14 protein-coding genes are annotated in these 14,403 nt (G+C 60.7%); 3 read left to right on the top strand and 11 right to left on the bottom strand.

Annotation, left to right across the window (positions count from 1 at the left end):
* Positions 1–180: 180 nt before the first annotated feature.
* The 9 genes from hflC to ACEN8Z_RS05195 form a co-directional block, all read right to left on the bottom strand.
* On the bottom strand, positions 181–1,050 hold the full coding sequence (gene hflC / locus ACEN8Z_RS05235) for a protease modulator HflC (RefSeq protein ID WP_204933348.1): 870 nt from the start codon (positions 1,048–1,050) through the stop codon (positions 181–183).
* Complete coding sequence (hflK, locus tag ACEN8Z_RS05230; RefSeq protein ID WP_495596974.1) at positions 1,050–2,225, bottom strand: FtsH protease activity modulator HflK; 1,176 nt, start codon at positions 2,223–2,225, stop codon at positions 1,050–1,052. The genes hflC and hflK overlap by 1 nt, the downstream gene beginning before the upstream one ends.
* Before the next feature lie 96 nt (positions 2,226–2,321).
* Complete coding sequence (hflX, locus tag ACEN8Z_RS05225; RefSeq protein ID WP_495596973.1) at positions 2,322–3,623, bottom strand: ribosome rescue GTPase HflX; 1,302 nt, start codon at positions 3,621–3,623, stop codon at positions 2,322–2,324.
* 12 nt (positions 3,624–3,635) lie between these two features.
* Entirely contained in the window at positions 3,636–3,896 is a 261-nt protein-coding gene (hfq, locus tag ACEN8Z_RS05220; protein ID WP_003221112.1) for an RNA chaperone Hfq, read from the bottom strand.
* A gap of 93 nt (positions 3,897–3,989) precedes the next feature.
* Positions 3,990–4,961, bottom strand: a complete 972-nt coding sequence (gene miaA / locus ACEN8Z_RS05215; protein WP_495596972.1) for a tRNA (adenosine(37)-N6)-dimethylallyltransferase MiaA — start codon at positions 4,959–4,961, stop codon at positions 3,990–3,992.
* Positions 4,961–6,871: a DNA mismatch repair endonuclease MutL gene (gene mutL / locus ACEN8Z_RS05210; RefSeq protein WP_495596971.1), complete on the bottom strand. Its 1,911-nt coding sequence runs from the start codon at positions 6,869–6,871 to the stop codon at positions 4,961–4,963. Before mutL ends, miaA begins: the two co-directional genes overlap by 1 nt.
* A complete protein-coding gene (locus ACEN8Z_RS05205) occupies positions 6,868–8,298 on the bottom strand; it encodes an N-acetylmuramoyl-L-alanine amidase (RefSeq protein WP_007995025.1) in 1,431 nt (476 codons plus the stop codon). The genes mutL and ACEN8Z_RS05205 overlap by 4 nt, the downstream gene beginning before the upstream one ends.
* On the bottom strand, positions 8,299–8,769 hold the full coding sequence (gene tsaE / locus ACEN8Z_RS05200) for a tRNA (adenosine(37)-N6)-threonylcarbamoyltransferase complex ATPase subunit type 1 TsaE (protein WP_495596970.1): 471 nt from the start codon (positions 8,767–8,769) through the stop codon (positions 8,299–8,301).
* Positions 8,757–10,256 carry an NAD(P)H-hydrate dehydratase gene (locus ACEN8Z_RS05195; protein ID WP_495596969.1) on the bottom strand — a complete coding sequence of 500 codons (1,500 nt, stop codon included), beginning with the start codon at positions 10,254–10,256 and terminating at the stop codon, positions 8,757–8,759. Before ACEN8Z_RS05195 ends, tsaE begins: the two co-directional genes overlap by 13 nt.
* A gap of 63 nt (positions 10,257–10,319) precedes the next feature.
* Here ACEN8Z_RS05195 and queG point away from each other — a divergent pair, with 63 nt between their 5' ends.
* Positions 10,320–11,399, top strand: a complete 1,080-nt coding sequence (queG, locus tag ACEN8Z_RS05190) for a tRNA epoxyqueuosine(34) reductase QueG (RefSeq protein WP_495596968.1) — start codon at positions 10,320–10,322, stop codon at positions 11,397–11,399.
* Here the strand turns inward: queG and ACEN8Z_RS05185 are convergent.
* Together ACEN8Z_RS05185 and orn are read right to left on the bottom strand one after the other, a co-directional pair.
* Complete coding sequence (locus tag ACEN8Z_RS05185) at positions 11,381–11,992, bottom strand: trimeric intracellular cation channel family protein (RefSeq protein ID WP_495596967.1); 612 nt, start codon at positions 11,990–11,992, stop codon at positions 11,381–11,383. The genes queG and ACEN8Z_RS05185 overlap by 19 nt on opposite strands.
* Before the next feature lie 121 nt (positions 11,993–12,113).
* Entirely contained in the window at positions 12,114–12,656 is a 543-nt protein-coding gene (orn, locus tag ACEN8Z_RS05180) for an oligoribonuclease (RefSeq protein WP_007939601.1), read from the bottom strand.
* Between the two features lie 107 nt (positions 12,657–12,763).
* Here orn and rsgA point away from each other — a divergent pair, with 107 nt between their 5' ends.
* On the top strand, positions 12,764–13,795 hold the full coding sequence (gene rsgA / locus ACEN8Z_RS05175) for a small ribosomal subunit biogenesis GTPase RsgA (RefSeq protein WP_108230443.1): 1,032 nt from the start codon (positions 12,764–12,766) through the stop codon (positions 13,793–13,795).
* A gap of 199 nt (positions 13,796–13,994) precedes the next feature.
* Positions 13,995–14,402: a TIR domain-containing protein gene (locus ACEN8Z_RS05170; protein WP_007995042.1), complete on the top strand. Its 408-nt coding sequence runs from the start codon at positions 13,995–13,997 to the stop codon at positions 14,400–14,402.
* The last annotated feature ends 1 nt before the right edge of the window (position 14,403 follow it).

Genomic DNA, 14,403 nt, shown 5'->3' with positions numbered 1-14,403 from the left:
ACTTTCCTCGAAAAACTGTCGAGCCCATCGGCCCGGCATCTGCTTAAAAACAGCAATCAAACATGCAGACGCAAAAAAGCCGGGAATTTCCCGGCTGCCGCATCATACACACGTTTTCCCAAAGGATCACCCCGCCAGAGGTTTTAGCCGCCCGGCGGGAGGATTCAGGTCAACGTCGTATCAAGGCTTGGCTTTTTCCAGGTAGTGGAAGAAGTCACTGCTTGGGTCGAGGACCATGACGTCGGATTTGTTCGCGAAGCTTTCACGGTAGGCGCGCAGGCTACGGTAGAACGCGTAGAACTCCTGATCCTGACCATAGGCCTTGGAATAGATCGCAGCGGCCTGGGCATCACCGTCACCGCGAACCTCCTCGGATTCACGATAGGCTTCAGCCAGCAGCACGCGGCGTTGACGATCGGCGTCGGCACGGATGCCTTCGGCCAGTTCGTTACCCTTGGCGCGGTGCTCGCGAGCTTCACGCTCACGCTCGGTGCTCATACGTTCGAACACGCTGCGGTTCACTTCTTTCGGCAGGTCGATGGTCTTGACCCGAACATCGACAACTTCGATGCCCAGTTCTTTTTCAGCCATCTTGTTCAGCGAAGAAGTAATGTCAGCCATCAGCGCATCGCGCTCACCGGAGACCACTTCGTGCAAGGTGCGCTTACCGAACTGGTCACGCAGGCCCGACTCCAGACGACGAGACAGACGCTCGTCGGCAATCTGCTTGAGGCCGGAAGTCGCGGTGTAGAAACGCTCTGCGTCCTTCACGCGCCACTTGGCGAAGGCATCGACCATCACGGCTTTCTTTTCCAGCGTCAGGAAGCGTTGTGTCGGTGCATCCAGCGTCATCAGGCGTGCGTCGAATTTGCGCACCTGATTGACGTAAGGCACTTTCACATGCAGACCTGGCTGAACATCGGCCTGGACCACGCGACCGAACTGCAGCAACACCGCACGCTCGGTCTGAGCCACGATGTAGAAGCAGTTCCAGGCAGCGATCGCCACGACGACGCCGACAATAAGGGCGATCAGCGATTTATTGCTCATCAGCGACTCTCCCTGGTACGTGCTTGCTGTTGCTGCAGATCTGCTGCCGCACGTGCATTCGCTTCATTGCTGGTGGCTGCCGCACCGGTCATTGGAGTGCTGGTGCTGCGACCACTTTCGACCATCTTGTCCAGCGGCAGGTACAACAGGTTGTTCTGGCCATTCTTGTTGCCGGTCACGAGAACCTTGCTGGTGTTGCTGAAGACTTCCTGCATGGTGTCCAGGTACAGACGCTGGCGGGTGACTTCAGGAGCCTTGCGGTACTCGGCGACCAGCTTGGTGAAGCGATCAGCCTCACCCTTGGCGCGCGAGACGGTTTCGTCACGGTAGCCATTGGCATCTTCAAGGATGCGCTGGGCCTGACCACGGGCTTCCGGCACGACGCCGTTGGCATAGGTTTCAGCCTGGTTGCGCGAACGCTGCTCGTCTTCACGGGCCCGGATCACGTCATCGAAGGCTTCCTGGACTTCGCGCGGTGCCGCTGCGCTCTGTACGTTGACCTGGGTGACGGTGATACCGGTGCGATAGGTGTCCATGAAGCGTTGCAGACGCTCCTTGATCTCGCTGGCCATCAATTCACGACCTTCGGTCAGCACCTGGTCCATTGCGGTGGAACCCACCACATGGCGCAAGGCGCTGTCGGTCGCGTGCTGCAGGCTGATTTCCGGCTGATCGACGCTCAGCACGAAGTCCTGCAGGTTGCTGATCTTGTACTGCACGGTCAGTGGCACTTCGACGATGTTCTCGTCTTCAGTCAGCATCTGGCCCTGCTTGGTATAGGCACGCTCACGCGTTACGTTTTCCAAGTACTTCCTGTCGATCGGCGGGAAGTAGATATTCAGGCCCGGACCCACGGTTTCGTAGTACTTGCCGAAGCGCAGCACCACGGCTTGCTCCTGCTCGTCGACGACATAAACCGCGCTGTACAGCCATACGGCGGCCAGCACGACAAGGCCGATACCGAGCAGGCCGCCAAAGCCGCCACTCTTGCCCGGACCACCGCCGTCGTCACCACCACGTTTCTTACCGCCACCGAACAAACCGTTCAGGCTTTCCTGCAGCTTTCGGAAGGCCTCGTCGAGATCCGGTGGCCCCTTGCGGTCGCCGTTGTTACGACGCTTGCCACCCCAAGGATCCTGATTATTCGAGTTGCCACCCGGCTCATTCCAAGCCATAGCGCTCTCCATCTGATAAAGCAAAGACGCACCCACGGCGCGCCGACCAATGCTACAGAATGCCTGTCACCACGGCACAACCGCTTTCTCAGGCTTTTATTGCAAAGTGTGTTGCTCGATGAACTCCATCGGTTGCAAACCTTCGCGACTCACCAGCCGATTCAATTCGGCTCGTGGCAAACGAACGGCCAGTAAACTGATGCCTTCGTCGTCATGCTCTTCTTTCTGTACAGCACCGAGTTCGAAAAACTGCGCACGCAGTCGAGCAAATCGATTCGGCAAGCGCAAGGTGCCAACAAACAACTCATCGCCAAGCAGTTCAGCCACGGCCTGCTTGAGCAGGTCCAGACCCGTACCATCTTTCGCCGAAAGCCAGACCCGCTGCGGTTTGCCATCGGCATCGCGCTGGATCTGCGGCTCCACGCCCTCGAGCAAATCGAGTTTGTTATAGACCTCCAGGATCGGCAAGTCTTGAGCCCCGATCTCTCCGAGCACCACCATGACCTGTTCAATCTGGGCCATGCGCTCGGGTTCATGGGAGTCGATCACGTGCAGCAACAGGTCGGAGTTGCTCGACTCTTCGAGCGTAGCCCGAAAAGCCTCGACCAGCTTGTGCGGCAAGTGGCGAATGAAGCCCACGGTGTCAGCCAGCACGATCGGGCCGAGGTCATCGAGCTCGAGTCGGCGCAAGGTCGGGTCGAGGGTGGCGAACAACTGGTCGGCCGCGAAGACATCGGAATCGGTCACCGAGTTGAACAGCGTCGATTTGCCGGCGTTGGTATAACCCACCAGCGAAACCGTCGGAATGTCCGCTCGTTTGCGGCCACGGCGCGATTGCTCACGCTGGCTGCGGACCTTTTCCAGGCGCCCCTTGATCTGCCGCAGGCGAACCCGCAACAGGCGCCGGTCGGTTTCCAGCTGGGTTTCACCCGGACCGCGCAGGCCGATACCGCCTTTCTGCCGTTCAAGGTGAGTCCAGCCGCGAACCAGCCGCGTACTCATGTGCTCAAGCTGGGCCAGTTCGACCTGGAGCTTGCCTTCATGGGTGCGGGCGCGTTGGGCGAAGATATCGAGAATCAAACCCGTGCGGTCGATCACGCGACACTCGAAAATACGTTCGAGGTTACGTTCCTGACTGGGCGTGAGGATGTGATTGAAAATCACCAGATCGACCTGTTCGGCATGGACCAGGTCGCGCAACTCTTCGACCTTGCCGCTGCTGATCAGGGTTTTGGCGGTTGGCCGATGACGCGGCACGTTGAAAAACGCGACGGTCTCGGCGCCAGCCGAAATTGCCAACTCCTGAAACTCCTGCGGATCTTCGCGCGCCTCAGGGTCCTGACCATCCAAGTGAACGAGAATGGTTCGTTCACCACCACCGTGGCGCTCAAAGAACAAAGGAGACTCCTATCAGGCGTTACCTGGCTCAGCGTCACCTGCATCGGATTCGGTTGCGCTAGGCAGACGAATTGGACGAACCGGCACCACTGTAGAGATAGCGTGTTTGTAGACCATCTGGCTAACGGTGTTTTTCAGCAGGATGACGAATTGGTCGAAAGACTCGATCGTGCCTTGCAGTTTGATACCGTTGACCAGGTAGATGGACACCCCAACTTTTTCTTTACGCAAAGTATTCAAGTAAGGGTCTTGTAGCGAATGCCCTTTTGACATGTGCCGCACTCCTTTAAGGATTCAATATAAAAAATAGGTAAACAGATGGCTTTGGCCGCCACACCCCCAAGGATAGACGGCAATTGCAAGGACTCAGCTCAATATGGAGATGGTCCCCAGGTATTTCAAGGCGCGCGGCAGATTGTCGCAATCCAGACTGTCCAGCCAATGCAGGTCAGTCCAACTGCGCAGCCAGGTGAACTGGCGTTTCGCCAATTGGCGCGTGGCAATGATTCCACGCTCCTGCATCTCGGCTGACGTCAGCTTGCCATCCAGGTAGTCCCAGACTTGGCGGTAGCCTACTGCACGTATAGACGGCAACCCGGCATGCAGGTCACCTCTTTTACGCAGGGCTACGACCTCGTCAATGAATCCCTGTTCCAACATTAAAGTGAATCTTTGTTTAATTCGCTCGTGCAGTACCTGGCGATTTGCCGGGGCAATGGCCAAGTTCGCGACAGTATAGGGCAATTGTTGCCGTCCCGAAGCGGCTGCTTCAGTACTTTGCACAGATTGTTGCAAACGCAGGGCAGTCATGCTTTGACCGCTGACACGATAAACTTCCAGTGCTCGACTGAGGCGCTGGGGATCGTTCGGGTGAATCCGCGCCGCAGACTCCGGATCGATCACTGCCAATTGTTCGTGCAAGGCTTGCCAGCCAAGGCGTGCAGCCTCTTCTTCGATCTGCGCGCGGACGTCGGGATCGGCCGCCGGCATATCCGCCAGACCTTCAACCAAAGCCTTGTAATAGAGCATGGTGCCGCCCACCAGCAGCGGTATTTTACCGCGTGCGGTGATATCGGCCATGGCCTCCAGGGCGTCACGGCGGAAATCCGCAGCCGAATAGCTCTCGGCCGGGTCGAGAATATCGATCAGTCGATGCGGATATTGCGCCAGCAGCTCTTTGGAAGGCTTGGCGGTGCCGATGTCCATGCCACGGTAGACCAGCGCCGAATCGACGCTGATCAACTCGCAAGGCAGGACTTTGCTGAGCTCGATGGCCAGGTCGGTCTTGCCGGCGGCGGTCGGACCCATCAGGAAAATCGCAGGTGGGAACTGGCTCATCAACGACCGCGCAAGAACAGTTTGTCCAGATCGTCCAGGCCCAGTTGGGTCCAGGTCGGTCGGCCATGGTTGCATTGACCGCTGCGCTCGGTGTTTTCCATGTCACGCAGCAGAGCATTCATTTCCGGCAGGGCCAAACGCCGATTGGCACGAACCGCACCGTGGCAGGCCATGGTTCCGAGCAATTCGTTCAGGTGCGCCTGAATGCGGTCGCTGGTGCCGAATTCCATCAGGTCGGCCAGGACGTCGGCGACCAGCCGGTTGGCCTCGGCCTGCTTGAGCAGTGCCGGAATCTGCCGGATCGCCAGGGTTTCCGGGCCCAGGCGCTGCAATTCAAAGCCCAGTCGCTGGAACCAGGCGACATGCTCCTCGGCGCAATCGGCTTCACGCTGACTGACGGCCAGGGACTCCGGCACCAGCAACGGCTGGCCGCTCAGGCCCTCGCTGGCCATCGCTACCTTCAGACGCTCATACATGATCCGCTCGTGGGCGGCATGCATGTCCACCAGCACCAGACCCTGGGCGTTCTCCGAAAGAATATAGATGCCCTTGAGTTGCGCCAGCGCATAACCGAGCGGCGGGATGTCGTCCTGCCCGGCCGGTAGTGCGACGGCATTGGCCTCGGGCAGCGGCGCAAAAAACTCGCGGTAGGCGGCCTGGGCTTCGGCGACAGGAACACCGGACTGCGGACGCGGCGTGTATTGATACTGATAACCCGCGCCAGGTCCCGAACCCGCCGGCGTATTGAACGACGGCTGAGCCTGAGGCTGTTCCAGCAGCGCATTGGCGGCCAGGCGCATTTCGCCCTGGGGGCCGAATTCACCGGCTTCGAGACCGGTAGGCCGGACGATGGCCGTGGCAACCGGCGCCGCCAGATGATCGTCGGGGCGCACATCGCCCAAGGCGCGGTGCAAGGTGCCGTAGAGGAAATCGTGAACCATGCGCCCTTCACGGAAACGCACTTCGTGCTTGGTCGGGTGCACGTTGACGTCGACGCCGGTCGGATCGACCTCGAAAAACAGTACGAAGGTCGGGTGCCGACCGTTGAACAGTACGTCACGATAGGCCTGGCGCACCGCGTGGGCCACCAGCTTGTCGCGCACGGCACGGCCATTGACGAAGAAATACTGCAAATCCGCCTGGCTACGATTGAAGGTCGGCAAGCCGACCCAGCCCCATAGATGCAGGCCATTGCGCTCGATTTCGATCGGCAGCGCCTGCTCCAGGAAGCCCGGCCCGCAGATCGCCGCCACGCGCCGGGCACGGGCCGCATCATCATGGGCCTCGTGCAGACTAAGGATGGTCTTGCCGTTATGGCGCAGATGGAACGCCACATCGAAGCGCGCCAGGGCCAGACGCCTGATCACTTCTTGCAGGTGATCGAATTCGGTTTTTTCAGTCTTGAGAAACTTGCGCCGCGCCGGCGTGTTGAAGAACAGGTCACGTACCTCAACCGAAGTGCCCACCGGGTGGGCCGCAGGCTGCACACGGGGTGCCATGTCCCGGCCCTCGGTCTCGACCTGCCAGGCCTGATCGGCGTCGCGGGTGCGCGAGGTCAGGGTCAGGCGCGCGACGGAGCTGATCGATGCCAGGGCCTCACCGCGAAACCCCAGGCTCATGACCTGTTCGAGGTCCTCCAGGTTGCGAATTTTGCTGGTGGCGTGACGGGCCAGGGCCAGCGGCAGGTCATCGGCGGAAATGCCGCTGCCATCGTCACGCACCCGCAGCAACTTGACGCCGCCCTGCTCCACATCGACATCGATGCGTCTGGCACCGGAGTCGAGGCTGTTTTCCAGCAATTCCTTGATCACCGAAGCCGGGCGTTCAACCACCTCACCCGCGGCAATCTGGTTCGCCAGTCGCGGGCTGAGCAGCTCGATTCGTGCGCCACTGTTCAGGACCTGATTCATTCTTTGGCCGCCAATTCAGTGCCCGGAATAGTCAGGTGCTGACCGATCTTGAGCTCATCGCTCGACAGGTTGTTGGCGCTGCGCAGGGTGGCTGGCGACACCTGATAACGCACGGCGATCATCGCCAGGGTCTCGCCAGGGTTGACGCGATGGTCACGTGGACCTTGCACAATCTTGCCGGAGTCGCGCAGCCAGGCAATGTAAGTGCCCGGCGGCGGGTTCTGCTGGAAGAACTGGCGCACACCGCTGCTGATCGAACGCGCCAACGCCTGCTGGTGGTTCGATGCCGCGAGTTTCGAGGCTTCGTTGGCGTTGGAGATGAACCCGGTTTCCACCAGGATCGACGGAATATCCGGCGACTTCAGCACCATGAACCCGGCCTGCTCGACCCGCTGCTTGTGCAGTGGCGTAACCCGGCCAATGTTGCTCAGCACCTTCTGGCCAACGTTCAGGCTGGACGTCAGGGATGCCGTCATCGACAGGTCGAGCAGCACGCCGGCGAGCATGCGGTCCTTGTCATCGAGGCTGACGTTGCCGGCACCACCGATCAGGTCGGAACGGTTTTCGCTGTCGGCCAGCCAGCGGGCCGTCTCTGAGGTCGCGCCACGATCGGACAGGGCAAATACCGAAGCACCGAATGCGGCGGCAGAAGGCGCGGCGTCGGCGTGGATTGAGACGAACAGGTCGGCGCCTTTCTTGCGCGCGATTTCGGTACGGCCGCGCAACGGAATGAAATAGTCGCCGGTACGGGTCAGTTCGGCGCGGAAGCCTTTCATGCCGCTGATCTGACGCTGCGTTTCGCGGGCGATCTGCAACACCACGTCTTTCTCACGCTGACCGCGAGAACCCGATGCACCCGGGTCTTCGCCGCCGTGTCCGGCGTCGATCACCACAACGATGTCGCGCTTGCCGGCCGGGGCCGGTGGCAGCTTGATTGCAGGTTCCGCAGGCGTTACCGGTACGGCGGGCACCGTGGCGACCGAGGGTGCAGGCGCTGGAGGTGGAGCGGCATCTGCGGCGTTATCGAACAGATCGACCACCAACCGGTTGCCGTACTGGGCGTTCGGCGCCAGGGAGAAGCTTTTTGGCGTCACGGCCTTTTTCAGGTCGATGACCACCCGCAGGTCGGTCGGCGTGCGTTGAGCCGAGCGCATGGCGGTTATCGGGGTGTTCGAAGTGTTGACGTTGAGCGGCGCACCGAGGGTCGCGCCATTGATGTCAATGACCAGGCGATCCGGAGCCGTCAGGGTAAAGACGCTGTGTTGCACCGGGCCGGTCAGGTCAAACACCAGTCGCGTGTTGTCCGGTGCCCGCCACAGACGAACACTGTTGACCTTCGTATCGGCCACAGCGTCGACGGTCACCGCCAGAAACAACACCCCTACGGCAGCCACCAACGCGCGAAAGCGCATACCTAACCCCATCATCTATTTGGATTCCAATGCCAAAGCGGCACACCAGGACTCGCCACGCGAACCCTGGGATAAAATTTTCAGCGAACGTCCGCTGTCTTGCGGGCTAATGGTAATGGTCAGGTCAGGCTTTGGCAAAAAGCCTGCACCTTTTTCGGGCCACTCGATCAGGCACAGGGCGTCGTCTTCGAAGTAGTCGCGGATGCCGAGGAATTCCAGCTCTTCCGGATCGATCAGGCGATACAGGTCGAAATGGAAAGCGCGAATGTCGCCGATCTCGTAGGGCTCGACCAGGGTGAAGGTCGGACTTTTTACTGCCCCGACATGCCCCAGACCGCGGATGATGCCTCGGGACAACGTGGTTTTGCCCATCCCCAGGTTGCCCTCAAGGAAGATCAGGCCGTGGCCTTGGGTAATTCGGGCAATGCGTGCGCCAAAGTCGCTCATGGCCTGCTCATCGGCCAGGTACAGGGTTACTTCAGACACGGGGCTTGCTCCTCCAACAACTGACGAATGGCTGGAATAAGATCACTGGCCGCCAGCCCACGGCCGAATTTACCTTGTTGTTCACCGGCATTGGCATGCAGCCAGACCGCCAGGCAGGCCGCGTCGAATGCCGCCATGCCCTGGGCCAGCAGCGCGCCGAGCAAACCGGCCAGCACATCGCCCAAACCGGCAGAGGCCATCGCCGGATGCCCTTGATGACACAGCGCCAGACGCCCATCGGGATGGGCGATCAGGCTGCCGGCACCTTTCAGAACGACGACCGCTGCATATTTTTTACTCAATGCATGGGCCGCAGCCGGTCGATCGGCTTGAACCTGGGCCGTGCTCATTCCGAGTAAACGCGCAGCTTCGCCCGGATGCGGCGTGAGCACACAATTTTTGGGCAAACTCACACGTTCCTCGGCCAACATATTCAGTGCATCGGCGTCCCAGACTTGCGGCAACGGCGCGTTGGCGGCGGCCGACAACAAGCTGCGCCCCCAGCCAGCCAGGCCCAGCCCCGGACCGACAACCAACACTGAAACTTTTTGAAGCAAACCCATCAACTGATTGGCCGACGAAGTGCCCAGCACCATCGCCTCGGGGATCCGCGCCAGCGCGGCGCAAACGTGTTCGCTGCGGGTCGCCACCGATACCATGCCCGCACCGCTGCGCAGCGCACTTTGTGCGCTCAGCAGGATTGCACCACCGAAACCGCGATCACCACCGATCAGCAGCACATGGCCGAATCGGCCTTTATGGGAGGTCGGGCGCCGGGGCGCTGGACGCGGCAGGTTTGCGGCAGTCAGACGACGAGCAGTGAAAGCTGCGCCGCCAATCAGCTGCGGATCGGCGTGCAAGTCATTGAATACCAACTCGCCGACCCCATCCGCCGCCTCACCGGTGAACAACCCCAGCTTCAACCCGATGAACGTCACCGTCAGGTCGGCACACACTGCGCAGCCAAGCACACGGCCGGTATCGGCGCACAGCCCCGAAGGGATATCCACCGCCGCAACCGGCAACCCGCTGGCGTTGATCGCGGCGATGGCACTGGCATACGGCTCACGCACGTCGCCGCTCAAGCCGGTGCCAAGCAAAGCATCCAGCACAATACCGCGCAATCCGGATTGTGCGGTCCAGGGCTCGATGACCACTTTTTCAGACACCGCCTCGGCATGGGCCAACGCCGCATCGCCCTGCAGGCGTTGAGGATCCCCCACCGCCAGTACCCGCACTGCCCAACCGGCACGCTTGGCCAGCGCCGCCACCAGATAACCGTCCCCGGCATTGTTGCCATGACCGGCCAGCACGCTCAATTCGCTCGCCGTCGGCCACTGGCGGACCAAGGCCCGCCACGTCGCCCGCGCCGCGCGCTGCATCAATTCGAAGCCCGCTGTGCCAGCGGCAATCAGGCTCGCGTCGAGTGCTCGCACTTGCGCGGTGCTGTACAGCACGTCGGGTAATTCATCTTTAGTGTGCGGCATGCGTCTTCGGGCTCCGATGTCTGGCAGAATTATACGCACCTCAGCTCCGGTTTCTCTCGCCTCATGCCCGCTATTACCACAGACCTGCCTGCCCTCGCCCAATCCATCAAGGACTGGGGCCGCGAGCTGGGCTTTCAACAAGTCGGCATCAGCGGCCTCGATCTGGCCGAGCATGAGCAGCACCTGGAGCGCTGGCTCGCCGCCGGCTACCACGGCGAAATGGACTACATGGGCGCCCACGGCAGCAAGCGCTCGCATCCGGAAGAACTGGTGCCGGGCACTTTGCGCGTGGTTTCGCTGCGCATGGATTACCTGTCCGGCGACACGCAGATGGCAAAAATGCTCGCCCAACCGGAAAAAGCCTACGTTTCGCGTTACGCCCTGGGCCGTGATTACCACAAGCTGATCCGCAAACGCGTGCAACAACTGGCGGAAAAAATTCAGGCCGAGATCGGACCGTTCGGCTTCCGCGCCTTTGTCGACAGTGCCCCCGTGCTTGAAAAAGCCATCGCCGAACAGGCTGGGCTGGGCTGGATCGGCAAAAACACTCTGGTTTTGAATCGCAAGGCAGGCAGTTATTTCTTCCTCGCCGAACTGTTCGTTGACTTGCCGCTGCCGGTAGACCCGCCCCACGCCACCGAACACTGCGGGCGGTGCAGCGCCTGCCTCGACATCTGTCCGACCAACGCCTTCGTCGGCCCCTATGTGCTGGATGCGCGGCGCTGCATTTCCTACCTGACCATCGAACTCAAAGGCGCCATCCCCGAAGAGTTGCGGCCGCTGATCGGCAATCGGGTGTTCGGTTGCGATGATTGTCAGATTGTCTGCCCCTGGAACCGCTTCGCCCGCCCGTCCGGTGAAAGCGACTTCAAGCCACGTCACAACCTGGACAACGCCGAACTGGCGGAACTGTTTATGTGGGGTGAGGAGAAATTCCTGAGCAGCACCGAAGGCTCGCCCTTGCGCCGCACGGGCTATGAAAACTGGTTGCGCAACCTGGCGGTAGGTTTGGGGAATGCGCCGTCAACGATTCCAGTGCTGGAAGCGCTGAAGGCGCGACGGGAGCACCCGTCGGCGCTGGTACGTGAACATGTCGAGTGGGCGTTGCGGCAACATGCCGAACGTCAGGCTTCGTCGTTATAGACGAACTTGGGCATTTCCCAATGAAAACGGATCGCCAGCAAGCGCATCAGAAAACCACCGAACAGGGTGATCAGAATCGATTGTTCATCGGGTAATTGCAGATAGATGCAGAACATGTAGCACCACGCCGCCGCAAACGACACGCTGGCATAGAGCTCACGCCGGAAGATCAGCGGAATATCGTTGCAGAAAATGTCCCGCAGGATGCCGCCGAAAACGCCGGTGATTACGCCGCTGACCGATGCCACCAACATGCCATGCCCCATTTCCAGCGCGGTGATGCAGCCGATCAGGGTGAAAGCCACCAGGCCCATGGCGTCGAGCACCAGGAACAGTGAGCGCAAATGCCGCATCCAGCGCGCCGTGAACACCGTGATCATGGCGGCAGCCGTGGTCAGCACCAGGTATTCCGGGTGTTTGACCCACGTCAGCGGGTAATGCCCGAGCAGCACATCGCGCACCGAGCCGCCACCCAGCGCCGTGACGCAAGCGATCAGCACCACACCGAACCAGTCCATGCCACGACGCCCGGCAGACAGGGCACCGGTCATGGCTTCGGTGGTGATGGCGATCAGGTAGAGCATCAGCAACATGGTGGCGGTCCTTGCAGAAAGGCGCGCAGTCTACTCAGTTCACCCAGGCACCAAAAGAGGGCGCTACGCGACCACTGGTGGCGACTGTGCCTACGCCTTCGTCGGAACGGACGACCGTAAATCAGAACTTGATGAAATTCTTGCGGTAGTGCTGCAGTTCAGCGATCGATTCGCGGATGTCGTCCAGCGCCAGATGGGTGCTGCCCTTCTTGAAGCTGTCACGCACGTCCGGTGCCCAGCGCGCAGCCAGCTCTTTGAGCGTGGACACATCGAGGTTGCGGTAGTGGAAATAGCTTTCCAGGGATTTCATGTGGGTATAAAGGAAGCGACGATCCTGGCAGATGCTGTTGCCGCAGATCGGCGACTTGCCCTTCGGCACCCACTTCTCCAGGAATGCGATGGTTTCGGCTTCGGCTTCGGCCATGCTGATGCGGCTGTCGCGAACCCGCTGGGTCAGCCCGGAGCCGCCGTGTTGACGGGTATTCCACTCGTCCATGCCGGCGAGGATTTCGTCACTGTGGTGAATCGCGATCACCGGGCCTTCGGCCAGTGTGTTCAGGTCACTGTCGGTGACGATGGTGGCCATTTCGATAATGACGTCGGTATCAGGGTTCAGACCGGTCATTTCCAGGTCGATCCAGATCAGGTTCTGCGGGTTTTGCATGTGTCGGCTCCTAGGCAATGCTGCGCAGTTTAGCCTAGGCCGGTGGCCGGGCGTGCTAAACTCGCGGCCGTTTTACCTAATCGCTGCATTCTTTATACGGAACACCCATGGCCAAACGCCAACTCAATCGCCGCCAAAACTGGCGCATCGAAAAGATTCAGGGCGAACGCGCTGCCCGCGCCGCCAAACGCGAGTCCTCGGCTGTCGAGGCACTCGAGGGCGGCGATCTGGGCCCGGAACAGCACGGTCTGGTGATCGCGCACTTCGGAGTGCAGGTCGAGGTCGAGGCCCGCGACGGCGAACTGGCCGGCCAGGTGTTCCGTTGCCACCTGCGTGCCAACCTGCCGGCGCTGGTGACCGGCGATCAGGTGGTGTGGCGTGCCGGCAACCAGGGCATCGGGGTGATCGTGGCGCAACTGCCGCGCAACACCGAGCTGTGCCGCCCGGACAGCCGTGGTCAGCTCAAGCCTGTGGCGGCCAACGTCGACATGATCGTCATCGTGTTTGCACCGCTGCCTGAACCCCACGCCAACCTGATCGACCGCTATCTGGTGGCGGCCGAGCATGCGGGCATCAAGCCGCTGTTACTGCTGAACAAATTCGACCTGATCGACGAACACAACGCCCCGGCGCTGAACGCCCTGCTGGCGGTGTATCGCACCCTCGGCTATCCGGTTCTGGAAGTGTCTGCGCACCATGGCAATGGCATGGAACTGTTGCAGGCACAACTGGACGGGCGCATCAGCGTGTTCGTCGGCCAGTCCGGTGTCGGCAAGTCGTCATTGGTCAACAGCTTGCTGCCGGATGTCGAAGCCCGCGTCGGCCCGCTGTCCGAGCTGTCTGGCCAGGGTACTCACACCACCACCACCGCGCGCTTGTTCCACTTTCCCGGCGGCGGTGAGTTGATCGACTCCCCGGGTATCCGCGAATTCGGCCTGGGCCACGTCAGCCGCGCCGACGTCGAAGCCGGCTTCATCGAGTTCAACGACCTGCTTGGCACCTGCCGCTTCCGCGACTGCAAGCATGACCGCGAACCCGGTTGCGCCCTCCTCAAGGCCCTTGAAGACGGCCGCGTGCAGCAGCAACGGATGAACAGCTACCGCTCGATCATCGCCAGCCTGCCGGAAAACGGCTACTAAACAGATGTTCCGACCGCCCGGCCTTCAGCGGGGCGGTCGGCGGCCGGATCTTCCCCCCACTCAAACATCAGACCTTTCTGTAAGACGCCCGCACGCGCGCTTGTAAGGCATTTCTCTTTCCGCACCCAGCCCTTGTGGCCGCCCTGCAATCGCCTAAGTTCAAACCCTCTTCGCACTCCAGCGACATCGAGGGACACCCATGCAAACCTACCATCTGTTCATCAGCCACTCGTGGAACTACCCCGACGCCCACGACAATCTCGTGCGCCTGCTCAACGCCAAGCCCGGTTTCACCTACAAGAATTTTTCGGTGCCACCGGACAACCCTATTGTCGGCGCGAAAACCGACAAACAACTTGAGGAGGCCATCGAAAACAAGATTCGTCCGTGTTCGGCGGTATTGATCATGGCCGGGATGTACTCCACCTACAGCAAGTGGATCAACAAGGAAATCGAGATCGCCAAGCGCATGGGCAAGGTGATCATTGCGATCAAGCCGTTCGGTGCCGAGCGGATTTCCACGGTGGTACGTGACGCGGCACATGCCGAATGTGCGTGGAACACCAACAGCATCATCGATGCGATTCGCCAGCATACGGCGGTGTAAC

It is taken from the genome of Pseudomonas sp. Pseusp10 (assembly GCF_059492225.1).
This window is presented reverse-complemented; position numbering and strand designations above follow the sequence as displayed.

Excerpts from the sequence above, each read along its gene's own strand:
- ACEN8Z_RS05170 (WP_007995042.1), top strand. The coding sequence starts at position 13,995 with ATGCAAACCTACCATCTGTTCATCAGCCACTCGTGGAACTACCCCGAC.
- miaA (WP_495596972.1), bottom strand. The coding sequence starts at position 4,961 with ATGAGCCAGTTCCCACCTGCGATTTTCCTGATGGGTCCGACCGCCGCC.
- hflK (WP_495596974.1), bottom strand. The coding sequence starts at position 2,225 with ATGGCTTGGAATGAGCCGGGTGGCAACTCGAATAATCAGGATCCTTGG.
- orn (WP_007939601.1), bottom strand. The coding sequence starts at position 12,656 with ATGCAAAACCCGCAGAACCTGATCTGGATCGACCTGGAAATGACCGGT.
- ACEN8Z_RS05195 (WP_495596969.1), bottom strand. The coding sequence starts at position 10,256 with ATGCCGCACACTAAAGATGAATTACCCGACGTGCTGTACAGCACCGCG.
- rsgA (WP_108230443.1), top strand. The coding sequence starts at position 12,764 with ATGGCCAAACGCCAACTCAATCGCCGCCAAAACTGGCGCATCGAAAAG.
- ACEN8Z_RS05185 (WP_495596967.1), bottom strand. The coding sequence starts at position 11,992 with ATGTTGCTGATGCTCTACCTGATCGCCATCACCACCGAAGCCATGACC.
- queG (WP_495596968.1), top strand. The coding sequence starts at position 10,320 with ATGCCCGCTATTACCACAGACCTGCCTGCCCTCGCCCAATCCATCAAG.
- ACEN8Z_RS05205 (WP_007995025.1), bottom strand. The coding sequence starts at position 8,298 with ATGATGGGGTTAGGTATGCGCTTTCGCGCGTTGGTGGCTGCCGTAGGG.
- mutL (WP_495596971.1), bottom strand. The coding sequence starts at position 6,871 with ATGAATCAGGTCCTGAACAGTGGCGCACGAATCGAGCTGCTCAGCCCG.
- hflC (WP_204933348.1), bottom strand. The coding sequence starts at position 1,050 with ATGAGCAATAAATCGCTGATCGCCCTTATTGTCGGCGTCGTCGTGGCG.
- hfq (WP_003221112.1), bottom strand. The coding sequence starts at position 3,896 with ATGTCAAAAGGGCATTCGCTACAAGACCCTTACTTGAATACTTTGCGT.